Raw genomic sequence first — 14,621 nt, 5'->3', positions numbered from 1 at the left:
CTACCGGTCGCGGCGTCCCAGCAGGCGCAGCCGCAGCGCGTTGAGCTTGATGAAGCCCGCCGCGTCGCGCTGGTCATACGCGCCCTCGTCGTCCTCGAACGTCACGACCTTTTCGCTGTAGAGCGTGTTCGGCGACTTGCGGCCGATGATGTGGACGCCGCCCTTGTAGAGCTTCATCCGCACCGTGCCGTCGACCTTTTCCTGGCTGTGGTCGATCGCCGCCTGCAGCATCTCGCGCTCGGGCGCGTACCAGAATCCGTTATAGATCAGCTCGGCATAGCGCGGCATCAGCTCGTCCTTCAGGTGCGCCGCACCGCGGTCGAGCGTGATCTGTTCGATCGCGCGGTGTGCGGCGTGATAGATCGTGCCGCCGGGCGTCTCGTACATGCCCCGCGACTTCATGCCGACGAAGCGGTTCTCGACCAGATCGAGCCGGCCGATGCCGTGCTTGCGGCCGAGGTCGTTCAGCGCGGCGAGCAGCGTCGCCGGGCTCATCGCCTTGCCGTTCAGCGCGACGCCGTCGCCCTTTTCGAAATCGATCGTGATGACTTCGGGCTCGTCGGGCGCGTCCTCCGGATTCACCGTGCGCGAGAAGACGTAATCGGGAACTTCCTCCCACGGATCCTCCAGAACCTTGCCCTCGCTGCTGGTGTGGAGGAGGTTCGCATCGGTCGAGAACGGGCTTTCGCCGCGCTTGTCCTTGGGCACCTGAATCTGGTGCTTTTCGGCGAAGTCGATCAGCGCGGTGCGGCTGTTCAGATCCCATTCGCGCCACGGCGCGATGACCTTGATATCGGGGTTGAGCGCATAGGCCGACAGTTCGAAGCGAACCTGGTCGTTGCCCTTGCCTGTCGCGCCGTGCGCGACGGCGTCCGCGCCGACTTCCTCGGCGATCTCGATCAGCCGCTTGGAAATAAGCGGCCGCGCGATCGACGTGCCGAGCAGGTACAGCCCCTCGTACAGCGCGTTGGCGCGCATCATCGGGAAGACGAAGTCGCTGACGAATTCCTCGCGCAGATCGTCGATGAAGATATGTTCGGGCTTCACCCCCGCGGCTTCGGCCTTCCTGCGCGCAGGTTCGAGTTCCTCGCCCTGGCCGAGATCGGCGGTGAAGGTTACGACCTCGCAGCCATATTCGGTCTGCAGCCATTTCAGGATCACGCTCGTGTCGAGGCCACCCGAATAGGCGAGCACAACGCGGTTGATCTTGTCGGCCATCAGCAATCTCCAAACGGCAGGTAGGAACGGTGCCGCGCTCTATGCGCGTCGCGGGCTTTCCGCAATGCTTCGCGTGAGACCCGGCAGATAGGCGCCGAGCGCCAGCGCACGCCAGACATAGCTGGCAAGGAGCGCGATCCACACGCCCGTCGCACCCCATGGCCGCATCAGCAGGTCGGTGCCGATATAGAGCGCGGTCGCCGCCAGCGCGGCGTTGCGCAGCGCACGTCCGCGCGTCGCACCGATGAAGATGCCGTCGAACAGCCAGGCAGGCGCACCGATCAGCGGCACCAGCGCGGTCCACACGAGCAATGCGCCCGCCGCCGCGCGAACCTGTGCGTTATCGGTGATGACGGCGATCAGCGACGGACCCGCCAGCCAGATGCCCAGTGCGAAGCACAGCCCGGCAATCGCGGTGAACTCGCCGGTCAGGCGAAAGGCGCGCAGAAAATCGGGGCGCGAACGCTTGCCGATGGCGATGCCGATGCGCGATTCGGCGGTGAAGGCGAAACCGTCGAGCACGAAGGCGGAGACGCTGACGAACTGCATCAACACATGGTTGGCGGCAAGCGGCACGGTGCCGAGCCGCGCGCCGGCATTGGCGAACCAGGCAAAGGTGGCGAGCAGCGCGATCGTGCGGATCATGATGTCGGCATTGACCGCGAACAGCCGCCGCAGCGCCTCGCGGTCGATCAGCGCGCGACCCTGCGCGCGGATCGCGGAAAGCGCGCCCGGCCCCAGCACCGACAGCGCGATGCCGCTACCGATGACGAGCGCCGACCATTCGGCGATCGCGGTGCCATATCCGACGCCCGCCGCACCCATGCCGAAATGCCAGACGAACGCGATGTCGGCGACGATGTTGATGCAGTTCATCGCGACCTGCAGCACCAGCGCCGCCCGCGTCCGCCCCAGCCCCAGAAACCAGCCGACCAGCGCATAGACCGCCAGCCCCGCCGGCGCCCCGAAGAAGCGCGCTGAAACATAGCCCCTGGCTGCCGCGTCGAGCGCTTCGCCACCCGCCAGCACTGCGAAGGCGGCGGGAATGATCGCGATCTGCAGCGCGAACAGCAGCACCCCGATCAGCGTACCCAGCAACAGCCCGCGCACCAGCATCGCGCGCACTTCCGCCTCGTCGCCTGCGCCCTTGGCCTGCGCGGTCATGCCGGTCATCCCCATGCGCAGGAAGCCGAAGGTCCAGAACACGAAGTTGATGATCGTCGTGCCGAGCGCGACGCCGGCCAGCGCGGCGGCGTCGCCGGTGCGCCCGATCACCACGGTGTCGGCGATGCCGACCAGCGGCACCGTCGCCTGACCGAGCATGATCGGCCATGCCTGATCGAAGATCGAACGGCGGGTGAGGACGAGGTCGCTCATCCGCCGCGCCTAGCCGGATTGGCGGTGGGCGTCAGCCCTCGACCTTGATCGAGGCGTGCGCACCGCTGTCGGGCGACGCAGCGAGCTTGCGTTCGACCTCGAGCATGTAATCGCGCGTGATCGGCAGCGTGTCGCGCGATCGGGCGTACTGGACCTGAAAGTTGACCAGCCCGCCGTGCAGGAAGCTCGTCTCCGACCCTGCCAGATAGTAAAGCCACATGCGGTAGAAGCGCTCGTCATACATCTCGACGATGGCATCCTTCGCCGCGACGGTGCGCTTGTACCATTCGCGCAGCGTATAGGCGTAGTGTTTGCGCAGCACCTCGATATCGGTGACCATCAGCCGGTTGCCCTCGTTCGCGCTGATCATTTCCGACATCGCGGGGATATAGCCGCCGGGGAAGATGTATTTGGCGGTGAAATCGTCGGTCACGCCGGGGCCGCCCATCCGCCCGATCGTATGGACGAGCATCACGCCTTCGGGCGTCAGCAGTTCGTGGCACTTGCGGAAAAAGGTGCGGTATTGCGGCGGACCGACATGTTCGAACATGCCGACCGACACGATCCGGTCGAACTGCCCTTCCAGCTCGCGATAGTCGATCAGCTCGAAACGGACATGGCCATCGACGCCGGCCTGTTCGGCACGCCGCCGCGCGACCTTGACCTGTTCCTCGGACAGCGTGATGCCGCACACGTCGACACCGAATTTCTCGTGCAGATAGAGCGCCATCCCGCCCCAGCCACAGCCGATGTCGAGCACGCGCATCCCGGGTTCGAGCGCCAGCTTGGCGGCGATATGCGCCTTCTTGTCGAGCTGCGCCTGTTCGAGCGTCTCGCCGTCGGGATCGGTCCAGTACGCGCAGCTATATTGCCGGTCGGCGTCGAGGAAGAGGTCGTAGAGCCGATCCGAAAGATCGTAATGGTGCGCGACGTTCTTCTTCGACTGACGCGCCATGTTATATCGGTCGAGCCGGTGGATGATCCCGTTCCACACCCTGCGCGGCAGATTGGGGTCCAGACTGCCGTTATAATCTTCCCAGCGATTGTTCGCCTGGACGAGCATCAGCGCGTCGCGAATATCGCCCTGCTCGACGGTCAGCCGCCCCTCCATATAGGTTTCGGCAGCGCCAAGGCTGGGGTCGCGGACGATCTCGGCGAAAATCTTGCGATCGGCGAATTTCAGCGTGACCGGGGGCAGGTCCGGATCGGGCTTGCCGAAGCTGCGCTTTCGCCCGTTCGGATAGATGATGGTGAGTTCGCCGCGTTTGACGGCACGTTCAAAAAACCGGTCGATCAGAGCCATAAAGGTCCGTTACCGAACCAACGCACGAGTCGCCAAGCAAAAGTTTCAATCAGATACCGGCATACCAGTCATAGTCGGCGACATCTTCCCAATAGCCGCCCTGCCCGCGACCGATATCGTCGAGCGACGCTACGGCTTCGATGCGTTCGACATATTTGGCGTGCTTGTATCCCAGTTGCCGTTCGACGCGCAGCCGGACGGGGGCACCGTGCGGTACGCTCAGCACATGGTCGTTCATCGCCCAGGCGAGGATCGTCTGCGGATGAAACGCATCGACCAGATCGATCGACTCGTAATAGGGCGTGCCGCCAAACCGGTCGGCGCAGTGAAAGACGATGTAGCGCGCATCGTCGCGCAGCCCGGCATGGCGAAGCAGCGGGCCGAGCCGCGGGCCGGTCCACTTGCCGATCGCACTCCATCCCTCGACACAATCGTGGCGCGTGATCTGGCTGCGTGCCGGAAGCGAGCGCAACTGCGCCATCGACAGCGAAAGCGGTCGCGCGACGCGCCCGTCGATCTTTAGCCGCCAGGTGGAAAAATCCGCTGCGGCATGGGCGTTGTAGCTTTGCGTATTCGGATTGCGCGTGCCGTTGGAACGAAAGATCGGCGACATCTGGTCGGGCCGGAATTCGGGCGCCAGCGCGTCGCGGCTGGTAATCAGGCGTTGCAAGCCGCGGTTCCAGCCGTCGCCCTTGAAGATGAATTTGCGCACCGGGCCTTCGTTGCCCAGCTTGTCGCATCCCGTCAGCAGCCCGCCCGCGCCGACCGCCAGCCCGGTGAGCGCCGCGCGGCGGGTCAAAAACCTGCTCATGCCGCCTCTCCCCGATCCGCGTCCTCGACCTCCCAGCGCCCGGTAATCATCGAACGCAGCTCGTTCCACACGCCGGCAAGGATCACGAGCGCGAGATGGACGGTGACGAAACCGGCGATAAGCGCAGCGGCGATGAAATGGACCGAGCGCGCGGACTGCCGCCCGCCGAACAGGTCGATCAGCCACGGCCATGCCGCATCCATGCCCGGCGACATGGTAAGGCCGCTCAGGATCATCACCGGGATGAGGACGAAGATCACCGCGACATAGCTAAGCTTTTGCAGCGTGTTATACGCACCCGGACGGTCGGGGTCTGAGAAACGAAAGGCGAGATGCGCCTTGATGTCGGCCCATAGGTGGCGCGGCGCGACTTCCGCTCGCCGCAACCTCAGGTCGCGCTGGAAATGCCGGTTGATAAGGCTCGCCACCATGAAGAACAGCAACCCGAAGGCGAGCACCAGCGCAAAGGTCAGGTGCCAGCGCCTGGCAAGCGCGAGGTTGTAGCTCGACGGGATCGTCAGCCATCCGGGCCAATGCGGCAGGTCGATCCAGGGCGTATCGAAATTGGCGCCGTAATGGCCCCAGTACAGGTGCGGATGCGCGTTCAGGATCATCAGCCCGCTGCCGATCATGATGAAGATCGTGACCGCATTGACCCAGTGCCAGATGCGCGTCGCCAGCGTGTGGCGACAGATGCTGCGTCTGGGGGGATGGTCGCCGCTGTCGGCCATGGTCGTCTCCGATGGATCGTCGCCGTGATACCAGCGTTCTCACGCTTTCGCACTTGATAGCTACGAACGATGGGGCACAATCGACGCGATGGCTGAATTTCACTTCTACGAACCCGCGGGCGGGCACGGGCTCGCGCACGACCCGACCAATGCGATCATCGCGCCGCGGCCGATCGGCTGGGTGTCGACGCTCAGCGCAGAGGGCAAGCGCAACCTTGCGCCCTACAGCTTCTTCAACCTGTTCAATTATCGCCCGCCGATCATCGGCTTTTGCTCGGTCGGGTGGAAGGACAGCGTCGCCAATGTCGACGCCACGGGCGAGTTCGTGTGGAATCTCGCCACGCGCGACCTCGCAGAGGCGATGAACGCGACCTCGACCGATGACAAGATCGACGAGTTCGACAGCACCGCGCTCGACCCCGAACCGTCGCGACTGGTGAAGCCGCAGCGCGTCGGCGCCAGCCCGGTGCAGTTCGAATGCGTCAAATCGCAGATCGTCCGCCTGACCGATGCCAAGGGAGCCGAACTCGATTCCTGGCTCGTACTGGGAGAGGTCGTCGGCGTGCACATCGACACCGCGATGATCGAAAACGGCATCTATCAGACCGCCCGAGCCCGCCCGATCCTGCGCGGCGGAAGCTGGGGCGATTATTTCGAACCGGGCGAATTCTTCCAGATGCGGCGGCCCGGCTGATCCGCTGATGGCGTCGCATCCGCAATCGCCCAGACGGTGGATCGCGGCGCTGTTGTGGCGCAGCTATTGGGGCATGGCGACGGCGATGGTGGTCGCCAGCCTGCCGCTGGTCGCGCTGTTGCTGCGGCTCGATTCGACCGGTGCGTCGCAGGCGCTGACGCGGATCGGCTGGCCGTTCGATTTCTCCGCCCATACCGCCGAAACGCTGGCGAGCGCGCTCGCCACGATCTACGGCGCGCTGGTCACGCTCTATTTCTCGATCAGCCTGCTGGTGCTGACGCTGGCGGCCGGAAATCTGGGCGTGCGGCTGATCGACCGCTGGATTTCCAGGCGAACGACGCGAATCACGCTGGGGCTGCTCCTCGCCGGATTGAGCTGGGCGATCCTCGCGCTGCTCGCCGTCGATCCCGAACATGGTCAGGCCGCGCGGCTGACGATCACGACGCTCGCGCTGGCGACGGTGCCGCTCTTGTGCTGGCTGTCCTATGCGCTTCACGATCTTGGCCGCACCATCCATATCGACACCGCGATCACCGCGCTGGGCAAGGATGCCGCCGCCGACGCTCAGCCGTTCGACGACGCCGTCGAAACCGGCCGTGCGCCCGACTGGGACAAGGGTGTCGCGATCCGCGCGCGGCAGGAAGGCTATGTAGAGGTCGTCGCGCTGCCGCTGCTGACGCGGCTCGCGGCGAAAGGCGGCGGGTTGATCCGTATCGAGACCGAGGTCGGCGCGCATGTCATGGCAGGCGACCTGCTCGCCACCGCGATCGGCTGCGACCGGCATGCGTGCGACGATGCGGTAGAGGCGTTCGCGATCGGCGATTTCCGCAGCGCGTCGCAAGGCGCCGTCTTCTACGTCCGCCTGCTCGTCGAAATCGCGGCGCGGGCACTGTCGGCGGCGGTCAACGATTTCTACACCGCACGCGCCTGTGTCGATGCGCTGGGGCCGGTGATGGTCGCGCATGGCCGCCTGCCGCAGGGCGCGCTGTGGCTACACGACGACGATGGCGCGGAACGCGTACTGGTGAGGGGCGACCGGTTCCGGGGGTTGTTCGACGCCCCGCTCCACGCGCTGCGCCAGTCGGCGGCATCCTATCCCGCCGTCGCGACACGGCTGCTCGAGGTATATCGCCGCGTTCTCGCACGCGATCTCGAGCCGGCGGCGGCGGAACTGATTGCGCAGCATCTCGACATCCTGCGCGAACATGCGCTCGGCCATGCCGAAACCGCCACCGACCGCGATGCGATCCGCAACGCGGCTCAGGCGTAGGCGCGCCAGAAGAACATCACCGTCACCGCACCGGTCCACAGCAGCGTCCAGATGCGGATCGGCGTCGCGGGCACGCGCTTGCCGAGCGCGGCGGCGATCCATCCGCCTGCCAGCGCCCCGATCAGCATCGGAATGCACGCCCACCAGCGCACCATGCCGAACCCGATGAAGACGAACGCAGCGGCGGTGTTGGCGACCGCCAGCATCAGCGTGCGCACCGCGAACATCTCGCGCGGGCTCGCACCCGCCAGCAGGCCGTAGAGCGCGGTCGTCATCATCCCGATCCCGCCGCCGAAATAGCCGCCATAGATGCCGAGCAGCCCCTGCGCGACGAACAGGCTGCGCCGCCCGATCGTCACCCGGTCGTGCAGCCAGGCCGCGGCGCGCTTGCCGAACAGCAGGATCAGGAAGGCGAGCAGCAGCAGCCAGGGAATGATGACGTCGAACGTCTCGGTCGGAGTGATGACGAGCAGCAGGCTGCCGACCAGCGCACAGGCAAAGGTGATCGCCGCGAGCTGCACCGGACGCGCGGTTCCGATCGGGCCGAGTTCGTCGCGAAAGGTCAGCGCACTGGCCCCCGCTCCCGGCAACAGCGAGAAATTGGAAGTCGCATTGGCATAGGTCGCCGGCAGTCCCAGCCCGATCAGCGTCGGCATGGTCGCGAACGATCCGCCGCCCGCCAGCGCGTTCATCGCACCGCCGAGAAAGCCGCCGGCGGCAGCGATGAGCAATGAGGGCAGGTCCATGGCCGCCCCTTACGTGCTCCGCCGCGCAAAAGCGATAGCGGTCACCGCCGCATGCACCGCGCCTTAACCGTTCGCGATGCAATCTGCCGCGCAACCGAAGGAAGGCGCCGGTGCAACCGACCGAACCATTGCCGCTGAACCATAGCTGGCCGCTCATCGATCAGGCCGCCCGCCTCGCACCCGATAATGGCGTCGGCATCGGCCGATGGGCCTGCGACCTTGCCGACAACGCGCTCGACTGGTCGGACCAGGTATATGATATTTTCGGCCTGCCCCGCGGCGAGCGGATCAGCCGCGCCGATGCGGTGGCGCTTTACTGCGAGGATTCGCGCGATGCGATGGAACGGCTCCGCGCGCACGCCATACGGCACCGGCGCGGCTTCACCGTCGATGTGCGCATCCGTCCGGTCGGCAGCCCGCTGCGCTGGATGCGCCTGTCGGCCGCGCCGATCTGCCGGCACGGCCAGGTCGTCGCGCTGCACGGCCTGAAACAGGATGTGACGCGCGAATACCGATGATATGCGGGCTCAGCCCAGCGCGGCCTGCTTTTCTTCCGCCAGCCGGTCGAGTTCGGCGCGGCTCTTCTTCTCCGCCGCGGTCTTCAGCTGGCCGCACGCGGCGTCGATGTCGCGCCCGCGCGGGGTGCGGACGGGGGCCGAGATGCCGCCTTCGAACACGATGTTCGAAAAGCTCCTGATCCGCTCCGGCGTCGAACAGTCATAGGGCGCGCCCGGCCACGGGTTGAACGGGATCAGATTGACCTTCGCCGGCAGCCGGTACTTGCGGATCAGCCTGACGAGCTCGCGCGCATCCTCGTCGCTGTCATTCTTGTCCTTCAGCATCACATATTCGAACGTGATGCGCCGGGCATTGTTCGCGCCGGGATAGTCGGCGCACGCCTGCAGCAGTTCCTCGATGCCGTATTTGCGGTTGAGCGGCACGATCTCGTCGCGCACTTCCTTGCGCACCGCATGGAGCGACACCGCCAGGTTCACGCCGATCTCCTCGCCGCAGCGCGCCATCATCGGCACAACGCCGCTGGTCGACAGCGTGATGCGCCGCTTCGACAGGGCAAGCCCATCGCCGTCCATCACGACCTTCAGCGCGTCGCGCACCGAATCGAAATTATACAGCGGCTCGCCCATCCCCATCATCACGATGTTGGTGAGCATCCGCCCCTCGGGCGTCGACGGCCATTCGCCGAGCGAATCGCGCGCGAGCATCACCTGGCCGACGATCTCGCCGGGCGTCAGGTTGCGCACCAGCCGCATCGTGCCCGTGTGGCAGAACCGGCAGTTGAGCGTGCAGCCGACCTGGCTCGACACGCACAGCGTCCCGCGATCGGCATCGGGGATGAACACCATCTCGTAATCATGGCCGTCGGGCGATTTGAGCAGCCATTTGCGCGTCCCGTCGGTCGAAACCTGCGCCTCGACGATGTCGGGCCGGCCGATCACGAACCGCTCGGCAAGCCAGGGATGCTGCGCCTTGGCGATGTCGGTCATCTTGGCGAAATCGGTTGCGCCGCGATTGTAGATCCAGTGCCAGATCTGCTTCGAACGGAGCTTGGCCTGGCGCGGCTCCATCCCCGCACCCTCCAGCGCGGTGCGGATCGCGTCCTTCGACAGTCCGACCAGGTCGATACGCCCGTCTTCTCGCGCCGCGGGAGTGCGCGGCACGGGCACGGGATCGATATGCCCGGGAATGGGCATGGAAAGCGGCTCGCTTTTCTGCATGGCGCGCACATAGTCGATTCTGTGCGGCAATGCCAGTTCCAGCGCGATCCGGACGTTCGCGCCGCTATCGGCCGGGCGCGCGGGCAAGGCAGCCGACCGCGGCGGCGTCGATCGCCGTCGCGGCGCCTTTCAGCAGGTAGATGTCGGCGAAGGGCCGGCCGCTGCGCGACACGCTCTCCACGCTCATGCTGCGGCCCGATCGCATCGCGCCGACGATCGCGCGGTCGGTCTCGGCATCGGGCGCCCAGGCATCGCGGTCGCCCGCGATCAGTTCGAACCGGCGTTCGCCGACCGACAACGTGACCTTCGCATCGGGATTGCGGTTGCGGCTGAGATGGACGTTGATCTGGTCGCGAATGCCCTGCCCCGGCCAGGTCGCGATGCTGGCAAACGCTCCGGCTCGCCGGGCGCTGATCGGGCGCACCGGCTGCGCGATGGCGTAGCAATGGCGCGGCGAATCGTCGCGAAACGCACCCCAGCTTTCGAATATGCCGAGCGAATCGGCAGCCGTCGCGGGACCTGCCACCGCGACCGACAGCGCTGCCAGCAACAGCCTGCGGGTCATGCCGGTGCGCGCCCCGTGCCATGGTGAACGACGGATTCGGCACCGTTTTCGACCATCACCACCGATCCTTGCGGCAGCCCCGCTGCGACCGGCGCCTCGAATTCGGGATGCACGTCGCACCCCGTCATCACGCCGCGCAGCACGCGGCTGGAAATGCCGTGCATGATGACCAGCCGGTCGCCCCGATCGGCGTCGGTGTCGGCGAGCCAGCCCGACACGCGCCCCGCGATCTGGTGATATCGCTCGCCCCCCGGTGCGCAGACGAGCAACCCGGTCGCCGGGTCGATGATCGGGCCGACCTCCGCGGTCACCTCCGCATAATAGCGTCCGCCCCAGTCCCCCATGCCGATTTCGACCAGCCGTTCGTCGGTCCGTGCATCGTGCCAGTCGAGTTCGAGATGTTCGGCGATCACCGCCAGCGTCTGCAACGCACGCCCCGTCGGCGACGCCCATAAAGTGAGCGCAGGTCCGGTCCCCAGAATTTCGCGAAGCGCCGCCCCCATCTCTTCGGCCTGGGCAAAACCGGCGCGCGTCAGCGGAGTGTGCGCATGGTCGCCCTGCAACCGTCCGGCGGCGTTGAACACCGTTTCGCCGTGCCGTGCGATGAAGTCCCGGCCCTGCCGCTGCGCCTTGTTCGTCATCCTCCCGTTTTCAAGCCCCTGTGGCGCAAAAGCAACGGAAATCCGCGTTTATCTGGCGTTCATGCAACCTCTCGCGGGGGAGCCGCATTTTCGCCGTCCACCCGCAATGACGGGTAGTAACGAAGTCAAGGAGTTTAGTATGCGTTACGCTTTGATGGCCGCACTGATCGGTTCTTCCGCTTTTGCCGCCGCGCCCGCGGTGGCGCAGACCGCCAGCCCGACCTTCACCGGACCGCATGTCGGCGTTATCGCCGGCTATGACGCGCTGCGCCCCGGCAGCACGCAGGATATGCCGGGCGTCGATCAGACGTCGGACGGGTTCCAATATGGTGTCGAGGGTGGCTATGACGTCGCCGTCGGTCCGCGCGCCATTGTCGGCCTGGAAGGCGAGGTTTCGGATTCGACCGCGAACACCGATCCCTATGACGGCAATGCCCAGTTCGGTTATGGCAACGTCCAGGCGGGCCGCGACCTGTATGCGGGCGTCCGCGCCGGCTATCTCGTCAGCCCGCGCACGATGATCTATGCCAAGGGCGGCTACACCAATGCCCGTCTCGACCTGACGACGGACAACAACCAGCGCGTCAATGACGAGCATTTCAATCTCGACGGCTATCGCGTCGGTGCGGGCGTCGAACACGCCATCGGCACCAACGCCTATGCCAAGATCGAATATCGCTATTCGAACTATGGCGATGCCCGTCTGGAATATAATGACGGCACCAATACCAACAATTTCAGCGTCGACACCGACCGGCATCAGGTCGTCGCCGGCGTCGGCTTCCGCTTCTGATCGCAGCGTATCGGCGTTCAGAATCTGAACGGAAAGGGTCGGAGCCGCTTGCTCCGGCCCTTTTTCGCGTTAGAGATGCGCTAAAGGAATTCGGCTCTATACGAATCTGTCAGGGCCATAATGCGATTGGGCGGGGCCGCCCGGGGGTAGTTTGACGATGAAGGCGACGATCGAACGCGCAACTTTGCTCAAGGGGCTGAGCCATGTTCAGTCCGTGGTCGAGCGGCGCAACACCATCCCCATCCTGTCGAACGTGCTGATCGAGGCGTCGGACGCGTCGATTCGCCTCATGGCGACCGATCTCGACCTGCAGATCGACGAAACCGTTCCCGCCGCGATCGACCAGCCGGGTTCGACCACGGTATCCGCCCACACGCTGTTCGATATCGCCCGCAAGCTTCCCGAAGGGGCTCAGGTCGAACTGTCGGCGGCAGAGGGCAAGCTTCAGATCACCGCCGGACGCTATTCGTCGTCGTTGCCGACGCTGCCGCGCGACGATTTCCCGGTCATTGCAGAGGGCGATCTGCCGACCACCTTCGAACTGCCCGCCGAAACGCTGAAGCAGATCATCGATTCGACGCGCTTCGCGATCTCGACCGAAGAGACGCGCTATTATCTGAACGGCATCTTCCTGCACGTCTCCGACGACGACCAGCCGGTGCTGAAAGCGGCGGCGACCGATGGCCACCGCCTCGCCCGCGTCACCGTGCCGCGGCCCGACGGCGCGGAGCAGATGCCCGACGTGATCGTCCCGCGCAAATGCGTCGCCGAACTTCGCAAGCTGCTCGACGAGGTCGACGGATCGGTCGGCGTGTCGCTGTCGGGTTCGAAGATCCGCTTCGACCTCGGCCAGGCGATCCTGACCTCGAAGCTGATCGACGGCACCTTCCCCGATTACACCCGCGTCATTCCGACCGGGAACGACAAGCTGCTCAAGATCGACCCGCGCGCGTTCATGCAGGGCGTCGACCGCGTCTCGACGATCGCCACCGAAAAGACCCGCGCGGTCAAGATGGCGCTCGACCGTGACAAGATCACGCTCTCGGTGACGAGCCCCGAAAACGGCGCGGCGGCCGAGGAAGTGCCCGGCGAATATACCGCGCTGCCGTTCGAAATCGGCTTCAACAGCCGCTATCTGCTCGACATTCTCGGCCAGATCGAAGGCGATACGGTGGAGGTGCATCTCGCCGACGCATCGGCCCCGACGCTGATCCGCGAGAATGAAAAGTCGCCCGCGCTCTACGTCCTGATGCCGATGCGCGTCTGACGCGCGGGCGGTTATTGATTTTGAAAGCCCGCGCCACCATACTGACACCATTGTCAGTATGGAAAAGGCCATGGCAACGGTAATCGACGCACCGCACACCGCGCAGGACACGCCCGAGGAAAGCCCCGCGATCCAGACGAAGCGCGACTGGGCTTCGGCGTGGCGCGCGCTCAGGAAACTGCTGCGCAACGGCGACGACACGGTGCAGGTGTTCCGCATCATGCGTGCGCTCAACGGCGACACGTCGCAGAAAAATTATCGCAAGCTGCTCGATCGTCCCGGCGGCGGCGAACTCGCCTATGCGCGCGTCGAACTGTCGGAGCGTTTCAGTGACCGCGCCTGGCTCGATTCGATGCCCCAAGGATCGGTCGGCGCGCACTACCGCGCCTTTCTCGACAAGACCGGTTTCTCGGCGCAGGGGCTCGCCGATATCAGCTATGCCGACAATAGCGGCTGGCGCGAACTCAAGCATCCCTATGCCTGGTACGGGCGGCGCGAACGCGACATCCACGATATCTGGCACATCCTGACCGGCTATACTGCCGAGGAACATCTAGGCGAGGCGTGCCTCGTCGCCTTTTCCTTCGCGCAGACGCGCGGGCTCGGCTGGGCGTTCATCGCCGGCGGCGCCGCGCTCAAGAGCCTGCGCGAAACCGGCGAGCGCAAATTCGCCGCCGCCGTGCTCGAAGGCTATCGCCACGGCAAGCAGGCCAAGTGGCTATCGGGCGAGGATTATGAAAAGCTGATGTTCGAGCCGCTCGAGGCGGCACGCAAGCGCCTGAACATCGCAGAGCCGGTCAAATATCGCGCGGCCCAGCAACGCCTCGCCGAACAGGGACTGAAAGGCATCTAGCGCCGGCGGGGGGGCATCCCCGCCGTCATGCTGAACGCGTTTCAGCATCTACTGCGCAACAAGCGGCCCCCGCGCATACCGATTCGCATCCGCACCGCCATCCTCCTTGCAATGTAGGATTTCGCCTGCTCGACTGCGCGTTACCGCTGTTCCGGCGCGCTCTTTGAACGGTCGAAATCACCGCCAACGCGCCCCGACATCAAATTACTGTCGCACGCAACTTTCGCAAAGAATCAGCGCGAATTATGTGAAGCCAAGCCCGTTACTGCGCCAGCAGCGCGCTCGCCTTGGCCTGGCCCTCGTCGCGCACCGCCTTGGCCTTCGCCTTGCCTTCCTGGCGGAAGACCTTGGCCTGTTCCTTGAGCGATTCGGCCTGAAGCCGCATCCGGCGCCCCTCGAACGTGCCCGCCTGCCCGGCCTGCTGCTTCATCTGCTCGGCCTGCGCCTCCAGATCGGAAGCCTTGTTATCGGCTGCCGCCTCGATCGAATCGGCCTTCGCATCGGCAGCATCGACGATCTGGTCGGCCTGCTTTTCCTGCGGGGTTTTCTGGTGACAGGCGCCAAGCGCGGCGACCGCCAGTGCCAAGGGTATCAGTTTGCTACGCATTGCAGCCAC

General features: G+C 65.4%; 16 protein-coding genes. 6 read left to right on the top strand and 10 right to left on the bottom strand.

Going from position 1 to position 14,621, the window contains the following annotated elements; translation table 11 throughout:
• Genes J7S20_RS12080 through J7S20_RS12060 form a run of 5 tightly spaced genes read right to left on the bottom strand, consistent with a single transcriptional unit; the run spans position 1 to position 5,440 of the window.
• Entirely contained in the window at positions 1 to 1,218 is a 1,218-nt protein-coding gene (locus J7S20_RS12080; RefSeq protein WP_284054475.1) for an argininosuccinate synthase, read from the bottom strand.
• 39 nt (positions 1,219 to 1,257) lie between these two features.
• Positions 1,258 to 2,595 carry an MATE family efflux transporter gene (locus J7S20_RS12075; RefSeq protein WP_284054474.1) on the bottom strand — a complete coding sequence of 446 codons (1,338 nt, stop codon included), beginning with the start codon at positions 2,593 to 2,595 and terminating at the stop codon, positions 1,258 to 1,260.
• A 31-nt stretch (positions 2,596 to 2,626) separates the two neighbouring features.
• Positions 2,627 to 3,898, bottom strand: a complete 1,272-nt coding sequence (locus tag J7S20_RS12070; RefSeq protein ID WP_284054473.1) for a cyclopropane-fatty-acyl-phospholipid synthase family protein — start codon at positions 3,896 to 3,898, stop codon at positions 2,627 to 2,629.
• Between the two features lie 49 nt (positions 3,899 to 3,947).
• The gene (locus tag J7S20_RS12065; protein ID WP_284054472.1) at positions 3,948 to 4,709 is read right to left on the bottom strand and encodes a molybdopterin-dependent oxidoreductase; all 762 of its coding nucleotides are present in this window, start codon (positions 4,707 to 4,709) and stop codon (positions 3,948 to 3,950) included.
• Positions 4,706 to 5,440 carry a cytochrome b/b6 domain-containing protein gene (locus J7S20_RS12060; protein WP_284054471.1) on the bottom strand — a complete coding sequence of 245 codons (735 nt, stop codon included), beginning with the start codon at positions 5,438 to 5,440 and terminating at the stop codon, positions 4,706 to 4,708. Before J7S20_RS12060 ends, J7S20_RS12065 begins: the two co-directional genes overlap by 4 nt.
• 88 nt (positions 5,441 to 5,528) lie before the next feature.
• Between J7S20_RS12060 and J7S20_RS12055 the strand changes: the two genes are divergently transcribed.
• Complete coding sequence (locus J7S20_RS12055; RefSeq protein ID WP_284054470.1) at positions 5,529 to 6,134, top strand: flavin reductase family protein; 606 nt, start codon at positions 5,529 to 5,531, stop codon at positions 6,132 to 6,134.
• A gap of 7 nt (positions 6,135 to 6,141) precedes the next feature.
• Positions 6,142 to 7,404, top strand: a complete 1,263-nt coding sequence (locus J7S20_RS12050) for a DUF2254 family protein (protein ID WP_284054469.1) — start codon at positions 6,142 to 6,144, stop codon at positions 7,402 to 7,404.
• On the opposite strand, the gene J7S20_RS12045 is transcribed toward J7S20_RS12050, so the two are convergent.
• Complete coding sequence (locus J7S20_RS12045; protein ID WP_284054468.1) at positions 7,395 to 8,150, bottom strand: sulfite exporter TauE/SafE family protein; 756 nt, start codon at positions 8,148 to 8,150, stop codon at positions 7,395 to 7,397. The genes J7S20_RS12050 and J7S20_RS12045 overlap by 10 nt on opposite strands.
• A gap of 110 nt (positions 8,151 to 8,260) precedes the next feature.
• Here J7S20_RS12045 and J7S20_RS12040 point away from each other — a divergent pair, with 110 nt between their 5' ends.
• On the top strand, positions 8,261 to 8,668 hold the full coding sequence (locus J7S20_RS12040; RefSeq protein ID WP_284054467.1) for a PAS domain-containing protein: 408 nt from the start codon (positions 8,261 to 8,263) through the stop codon (positions 8,666 to 8,668).
• 9 nt (positions 8,669 to 8,677) lie between these two features.
• Here the strand turns inward: J7S20_RS12040 and rlmN are convergent, their stop codons facing one another.
• From rlmN to J7S20_RS12025, 3 genes are all read right to left on the bottom strand, one after another.
• Entirely contained in the window at positions 8,678 to 9,862 is a 1,185-nt protein-coding gene (gene rlmN / locus J7S20_RS12035) for a dual-specificity RNA methyltransferase RlmN (RefSeq protein WP_488578132.1), read from the bottom strand.
• An 88-nt stretch (positions 9,863 to 9,950) separates the two neighbouring features.
• Positions 9,951 to 10,451 (bottom strand): hypothetical protein, encoded by a 501-nt coding sequence (locus tag J7S20_RS12030; protein WP_284054465.1) that lies wholly within the window; start codon positions 10,449 to 10,451, stop codon positions 9,951 to 9,953.
• On the bottom strand, positions 10,448 to 11,092 hold the full coding sequence (locus J7S20_RS12025; RefSeq protein ID WP_284054464.1) for a histidine phosphatase family protein: 645 nt from the start codon (positions 11,090 to 11,092) through the stop codon (positions 10,448 to 10,450). Before J7S20_RS12025 ends, J7S20_RS12030 begins: the two co-directional genes overlap by 4 nt.
• Positions 11,093 to 11,231: 139 nt before the next feature.
• Between J7S20_RS12025 and J7S20_RS12020 the strand changes: the two genes are divergently transcribed.
• The 3 genes from J7S20_RS12020 to J7S20_RS12010 all read left to right on the top strand — a co-directional run bounded on the left by J7S20_RS12020 (position 11,232) and on the right by J7S20_RS12010 (position 14,005).
• Positions 11,232 to 11,885 carry an outer membrane protein gene (locus tag J7S20_RS12020; protein ID WP_284054463.1) on the top strand — a complete coding sequence of 218 codons (654 nt, stop codon included), beginning with the start codon at positions 11,232 to 11,234 and terminating at the stop codon, positions 11,883 to 11,885.
• Between the two features lie 157 nt (positions 11,886 to 12,042).
• Positions 12,043 to 13,152 carry a DNA polymerase III subunit beta gene (dnaN, locus tag J7S20_RS12015; RefSeq protein WP_284054462.1) on the top strand — a complete coding sequence of 370 codons (1,110 nt, stop codon included), beginning with the start codon at positions 12,043 to 12,045 and terminating at the stop codon, positions 13,150 to 13,152.
• Positions 13,153 to 13,222: 70 nt separating this feature from the next.
• On the top strand, positions 13,223 to 14,005 hold the full coding sequence (locus J7S20_RS12010) for a Coq4 family protein (protein ID WP_284054461.1): 783 nt from the start codon (positions 13,223 to 13,225) through the stop codon (positions 14,003 to 14,005).
• Between the two features lie 262 nt (positions 14,006 to 14,267).
• On the opposite strand, the gene J7S20_RS12005 is transcribed toward J7S20_RS12010, so the two are convergent.
• Positions 14,268 to 14,612 (bottom strand): hypothetical protein, encoded by a 345-nt coding sequence (locus J7S20_RS12005; protein ID WP_284054460.1) that lies wholly within the window; start codon positions 14,610 to 14,612, stop codon positions 14,268 to 14,270.
• Positions 14,613 to 14,621 lie beyond the last annotated feature (9 nt).

Source organism: Stakelama marina, from assembly GCF_018122655.1.
Classification (GTDB): Bacteria; Pseudomonadota; Alphaproteobacteria; order Sphingomonadales; family Sphingomonadaceae; genus Sphingomonas; species Sphingomonas marina.
The sequence above is the reverse complement of the archived record's forward strand: the minus strand, read 5'-3'. Positions and strand labels throughout refer to the sequence as shown.

What these genes read in the sequence shown, in the direction of transcription:
- J7S20_RS12080 (WP_284054475.1), bottom strand. Translation starts at nt 1,218, where the DNA reads ATGGCCGACAAGATCAACCGCGTTGTGCTCGCCTATTCGGGTGGCCTC.
- J7S20_RS12075 (WP_284054474.1), bottom strand. Translation starts at nt 2,595, where the DNA reads ATGAGCGACCTCGTCCTCACCCGCCGTTCGATCTTCGATCAGGCATGG.
- J7S20_RS12070 (WP_284054473.1), bottom strand. Translation starts at nt 3,898, where the DNA reads ATGGCTCTGATCGACCGGTTTTTTGAACGTGCCGTCAAACGCGGCGAA.
- J7S20_RS12065 (WP_284054472.1), bottom strand. Translation starts at nt 4,709, where the DNA reads ATGAGCAGGTTTTTGACCCGCCGCGCGGCGCTCACCGGGCTGGCGGTC.
- J7S20_RS12060 (WP_284054471.1), bottom strand. Translation starts at nt 5,440, where the DNA reads ATGGCCGACAGCGGCGACCATCCCCCCAGACGCAGCATCTGTCGCCAC.
- J7S20_RS12055 (WP_284054470.1), top strand. Translation starts at nt 5,529, where the DNA reads ATGGCTGAATTTCACTTCTACGAACCCGCGGGCGGGCACGGGCTCGCG.
- J7S20_RS12050 (WP_284054469.1), top strand. Translation starts at nt 6,142, where the DNA reads ATGGCGTCGCATCCGCAATCGCCCAGACGGTGGATCGCGGCGCTGTTG.
- J7S20_RS12045 (WP_284054468.1), bottom strand. Translation starts at nt 8,150, where the DNA reads ATGGACCTGCCCTCATTGCTCATCGCTGCCGCCGGCGGCTTTCTCGGC.
- rlmN (WP_488578132.1), bottom strand. Translation starts at nt 9,862, where the DNA reads ATGCCCATTCCCGGGCATATCGATCCCGTGCCCGTGCCGCGCACTCCC.
- J7S20_RS12030 (WP_284054465.1), bottom strand. Translation starts at nt 10,451, where the DNA reads ATGACCCGCAGGCTGTTGCTGGCAGCGCTGTCGGTCGCGGTGGCAGGT.
- J7S20_RS12025 (WP_284054464.1), bottom strand. Translation starts at nt 11,092, where the DNA reads ATGACGAACAAGGCGCAGCGGCAGGGCCGGGACTTCATCGCACGGCAC.
- J7S20_RS12020 (WP_284054463.1), top strand. Translation starts at nt 11,232, where the DNA reads ATGCGTTACGCTTTGATGGCCGCACTGATCGGTTCTTCCGCTTTTGCC.
- dnaN (WP_284054462.1), top strand. Translation starts at nt 12,043, where the DNA reads ATGAAGGCGACGATCGAACGCGCAACTTTGCTCAAGGGGCTGAGCCAT.
- J7S20_RS12010 (WP_284054461.1), top strand. Translation starts at nt 13,223, where the DNA reads ATGGCAACGGTAATCGACGCACCGCACACCGCGCAGGACACGCCCGAG.
- J7S20_RS12005 (WP_284054460.1), bottom strand. Translation starts at nt 14,612, where the DNA reads ATGCGTAGCAAACTGATACCCTTGGCACTGGCGGTCGCCGCGCTTGGC.